At 54.9% G+C, this 5,427-nt stretch carries 3 rRNA genes; all 3 read left to right on the forward strand.

Annotation, left to right across the window (positions count from 1 at the left end):
• Positions 1-267: 267 nt before the first annotated feature.
• Positions 268-1,783, forward strand: a 16S ribosomal RNA gene (locus tag ACT3S3_RS15050).
• 328 nt (positions 1,784-2,111) lie between these two features.
• Positions 2,112-5,188: ribosomal RNA gene (locus ACT3S3_RS15055) — 23S ribosomal RNA — on the forward strand.
• Positions 5,189-5,303: 115 nt separating this feature from the next.
• Positions 5,304-5,420: ribosomal RNA gene (gene rrf, locus ACT3S3_RS15060) — 5S ribosomal RNA — on the forward strand.
• Together the 16S, 23S and 5S rRNA genes form the textbook arrangement of a ribosomal RNA operon.
• The last annotated feature ends 7 nt before the right edge of the window (positions 5,421-5,427 follow it).

The raw sequence follows: 5,427 nt of genomic DNA on the forward strand, positions 1-5,427 counted from the left end.
GTGTGCGTGTGTTGTTTGAGAACTCAATAGCGTAACAAACCAAGCAATTTTTGTCGCACCGGTTGTGTGGCGCGGTGGTTTGGAATGGTACCGGCAAGCGTGATTGCTTGTTAAATATCGTTCTTTTCTTATTGTGCTGCTGATTGGTGTTGACGGTTGTCGGTTCCGCCACCCCCGTGGTGGGATCGATGTTGACATTTTTTGTCAGTAGTTCAGTATTTTTTTATTTTGCCAGTATGTTCAGGCTTTTTATAGAGCTGATATGCTTTTATGGAGAGTTTGATCCTGGCTCAGGACGAACGCTGGCGGCGTGCTTAACACATGCAAGTCGAACGGAAAGGCCCTGCTTGCAGGGTACTCGAGTGGCGAACGGGTGAGTAACACGTGGGTGATCTGCCCTGCACTTCGGGATAAGCCTGGGAAACTGGGTCTAATACCGGATAGTACCATCGTTTAGTGTCGGTGGTGGAAAGTTTTTCGGTGCAGGATGAGCCCGCGGCCTATCAGCTTGTTGGTGGGGTAATGGCCTACCAAGGCGTCGACGGGTAGCCGGCCTGAGAGGGTGGACGGCCACATTGGGACTGAGACACGGCCCAGACTCCTACGGGAGGCAGCAGTGGGGAATATTGCACAATGGGCGCAAGCCTGATGCAGCGACGCCGCGTGGGGGATGAAGGCCTTCGGGTTGTAAACTCCTTTCAACCATGACGAAGCGAGAGTGACGGTAGTGGTAGAAGAAGCACCGGCTAACTACGTGCCAGCAGCCGCGGTAATACGTAGGGTGCGAGCGTTGTCCGGAATTACTGGGCGTAAAGAGCTCGTAGGTGGTTTGTCACGTCGTCTGTGAAATTCCGGGGCTTAACTCCGGGCGTGCAGGCGATACGGGCATAACTTGAGTACTGTAGGGGAGACTGGAATTCCTGGTGTAGCGGTGAAATGCGCAGATATCAGGAGGAACACCGATGGCGAAGGCAGGTCTCTGGGCAGTTACTGACGCTGAGGAGCGAAAGCATGGGTAGCGAACAGGATTAGATACCCTGGTAGTCCATGCCGTAAACGGTGGGCGCTAGGTGTGGGGGTCTTCCACGACTTCCGTGCCGTAGCTAACGCATTAAGCGCCCCGCCTGGGGAGTACGGCCGCAAGGCTAAAACTCAAAGGAATTGACGGGGGCCCGCACAAGCGGCGGAGCATGTGGATTAATTCGATGCAACGCGAAGAACCTTACCTGGGCTTGACATATGCAGGATCGGCACAGAGATGTGTTTTCCCTTGTGGTCTGTATACAGGTGGTGCATGGTTGTCGTCAGCTCGTGTCGTGAGATGTTGGGTTAAGTCCCGCAACGAGCGCAACCCTTGTCTTGTGTTGCCAGCACGTAATGGTGGGGACTCGCGAGAGACTGCCGGGGTTAACTCGGAGGAAGGTGGGGATGACGTCAAATCATCATGCCCCTTATGTCCAGGGCTTCACACATGCTACAATGGTCGGTACAGTGGGTTGCGATGCCGTGAGGCGGAGCTAATCCCGTAAAGCCGGTCTCAGTTCGGATTGGAGTCTGCAACTCGACTCCATGAAGTCGGAGTCGCTAGTAATCGCAGATCAGCAACGCTGCGGTGAATACGTTCCCGGGCCTTGTACACACCGCCCGTCACGTCATGAAAGTTGGTAACACCCGAAGCCAGTGGCCCAAACTCGTTAGGGAGCTGTCGAAGGTGGGATCGGCGATTGGGACGAAGTCGTAACAAGGTAGCCGTACCGGAAGGTGCGGCTGGATCACCTCCTTTCTAAGGAGCTTTTTGGTTGCAGGCCTTTGGGCTCACCGTGTGGTGGGTCATTGCGTAGTCTGCTTTTGAATCCGGGTGGAGATCATGTCTGGATCATCGTTTGTTTAGTCGCATGGCTTTATGTGGTGTGGCAGGGGTTGTTTGGTTTTGTTGCGGTGTTGGGTGTCTGGAGCAGCATGCTCCTTTTGTGGGCGCTTGATGGTGGTGCTGTCGTGCTTGTGTGTGCGGTGGTTGCTGTTTCGGGTGTCGTGTTGTTTGAGAACTGTATAGTGGACGCGAGTATCTTCTTTATTTTATGCAATTTTTGTAGAGTCATCTTTTTGTTTTAGTGTTGTCTGTTAAGGGCGCACGGTGGATGCCTTGGCACAATGAGCCGATGAAGGACGTGAGAGGCTGCGAAATGCCTCGGGGAGTTGCCAACTGAGCGTTGATCCGAGGATGTCCGAATGGGGAAACCCGGCCGTGGTTATGCACGGTCACCCACCTGTGAATGTATAGCTGGTGTGGAGGGAACGCGGGGAAGTGAAACATCTCAGTACCCGTAGGAGAAGAAAACAATAGTGATTCCGAGAGTAGCGGCGAGCGAAATCGGATGGTGGCTAAACTTCATGTGTGTGATACCTGACAGGGGTTGCATGTGGGGTGTTGTGGGGTCTTGTGTGGTGGGTCTGTCAGCCTGCCGCCTGTGCGCGTGGTGTTAGCGGAAGTGGTTTGGAATGGCCTGCCGTAGACGGTGAGAGTCCGGTACGTGAAAGCATCGTGTGTGTGGGTTGCGAGTGTCCCCGAGTAGCAGCGGGCTCGTGGAATCTGCTGTGAATCTGCCGGGACCACCCGGTAAGCCTGAATACTTGTTGTGACCGATAGCGGATTAGTACCGTGAGGGAATGGTGAAAAGTACCCCGGGAGGGGAGTGAAATAGTACCTGAAACCGTGTGCCTACAATCCGTCAGAGCCTCCTTGTGGGGTGATGGCGTGCCTTTTGAAGAATGAGCCTGCGAGTCAGCGGCACGTCGCGAGGTTAACCCGTGTGGGGTAGCCGTAGCGAAAGCGAATACTAACTAGTGTGTTGTTAGTGGCGTGTCCTGGACCCGAAGCGGGGTGATCTACCCATGGCCAGTGTGAAGCGACGGTAAGACGTCGTGGAGGCGCGAACCCACTTAGGTTGAAAACTGAGGGGATGAGTTGTGGGTAGGGGTGAAAGGCCAATCAAACTCCGTGATAGCTGGTTCTCCCCGAAATGCATTTAGGTGCAGCGTCGTGTGTTTCTTGCCGGAGGTAGAGCTACTGGTTGGTTTAGCGGGACTACCATCTTAGCGACATCAGCCAAACTCCGAATGCCGGTAAGTGAGAGCGCGGCAGTGAGACTGCGGGGGATAAGCTTCGTGGTCGAGAGGGAAACAGCCCAGATCGCCGGCTAAGGCCCCTAAGGGTGTACTAAGTGGAAAAGGATGTGGGATCGCGAAGACAGCCAGGAGGTTGGCTTAGAAGCAGCCATCCTTGAAAGAGTGCGTAATAGCTCACTGGTCGAGTGGTTCTGCGCCGACAATGTAGTGGGGCTCAAGTACACCGCCGAAGCCGCGGAACTCACACTTGTGTGTGGGTTGGTAGGGGAGCGTCGTGTAGCGAGTGAAGGTGCGGGGTGACCCAGTGCTGGACGCTATGCGAGTGAGAATGCAGGCATGAGTAGCGAATGATGAGTGAGAACCTCATCCGCCGGATGACCAAGGGTTCCTGGGTCAAGTTAATCTTCCCAGGGTGAGTCGGGGCCTAAGGCGAGGCCGACAGGCGTAGTCGATGGATAACGGGTTGATATTCCCGTACCCGTGTGTGTGCGACCATGGTGAATCAGCGATACTAACCGCCCTGAAGCACGGTGTGGGTCACTTTGTGGCTCTCGTTGTGTGGATGCGTGGGACCTGAGCTGGTAGTAGCCAAGTGATGGGGTGACGCAGGAAGGTAGCCGAGCCACTTATTGGATTGTGGTGTAAGCGTGTGGCCCGAGCCCCAGGTAAATCCGGGGTTCATTATGGGTGAGGCGTGATGCGTACCCGTTTGCGGGGATGTCGGTGATCCTATGCTGTCGAGAAAAGCCTCTAGCGATGTGCACATTCGGCCCGTACCCCAAACCGACACAGGTGGTCAGGTAGAGAATACTAAGGCGATCGGGTGAACTGTGGTTAAGGAACTCGGCAAAATGCCCCCGTAACTTCGGGAGAAGGGGGGCCCGTGCTGGTGATCGATCTTTACGGTTGTGAGCTGGTGTGGGTCGCAGAGGATAGAGGGAAGCGACTGTTTACTAAAAACACAGGTCCGTGCGAAGACGCTAAGTCGATGTATACGGACTGACGCCTGCCCGGTGCTGGAAGGTTAAGAGGACCTGTTAGGACTTCGGTTCGAAGCGGAGAATTTAAGCCCCAGTAAACGGCGGTGGTAACTATAACCATCCTAAGGTAGCGAAATTCCTTGTCGGGTAAGTTCCGACCTGCACGAATGGCGTAACGACTTCCCTGCTGTCTCAACCACAGGCCCGGCGAAATTGCAGTACGAGTAAAGATGCTCGTTACGCGCGGCAGGACGAAAAGACCCCGGGACCTTCACTATAGCTTGGTATTGGTGTTCGGTTCGGTTTGTGTAGGATAGGTGGGAGACTGTGAAGCGGCCACGCTAGTGGTTGTGGAGTCGTTGTTGAAATACCACTCTGATCGTGCTGGACATCTGAACCTCGGCCCATGATCTGGGTTAGGGACAGTGCCTGGTGGGTAGTTTAACTGGGGCGGTTGCCTCCCAAAGAGTAACGGAGGCGCCCAAAGGTTCCCTCAGCCTGGTTGGTAATCAGGTGTTGAGTGTAAGTGCACAAGGGAGCTTGACTGTGAGACTGACAGGTCGAGCAGGTACGAAAGTAGGGACTAGTGATCCGGCACCGGCTTGTGGAAGCGGTGTCGCTCAACGGATAAAAGGTACCCCGGGGATAACAGGCTGATCTTCCCCAAGAGTCCATATCGACGGGATGGTTTGGCACCTCGATGTCGGCTCGTCGCATCCTGGGGCTGGAGTTGGTCCCAAGGGTTGGGCTGTTCGCCCATTAAAGCGGCACGCGAGCTGGGTTTAGAACGTCGTGAGACAGTTCGGTCTCTATCCGCCGTGCGCGTTGAAACTTGAGAAAGGCTGACCCTAGTACGAGAGGACCGGGTTGGACATACCTCTGGTGGGCCAGTTGTCACGCCCGTGGCATGGCTGGTTGGCTACGTATGGGAGGGATAACCGCTGAAAGCATCTAAGCGGGAAGCCTGTTTCGAGATGAGGTTTCGTTTGAGGTTCCCTGTAGACTACGGGGTTGATAGGCCGGATCTGGACAGCATGTGAGTGTTGGAGGTGACCGGTACTAATTGACCGAGGATAACATTAGTTAACGAGTGATTCTGCTGTGTAAGATTTGTTGATTCGCGTCCATTGTGCAGTGTCTGGAACGGCACAGCACACCACCGTTGTTGGTGGGTGTGTGTTTTGTTCTGTTGTGTTTGTCGGTGGTTTTAGCGGCGGGGTCACGCCCGGTCCCTTTCCGAACCCGGAAGCTAAGCCTGCCTGCGCCGATGGTACTGCACCCGGGAGGGTGTGGGAGAGTAGGTCGCCGCCGGCATTTAAAC

The organism is Corynebacterium sp. AOP40-4SA-5 (assembly GCF_052377355.1).
GTDB lineage: Bacteria > Actinomycetota > Actinomycetes > Mycobacteriales > Mycobacteriaceae > Corynebacterium.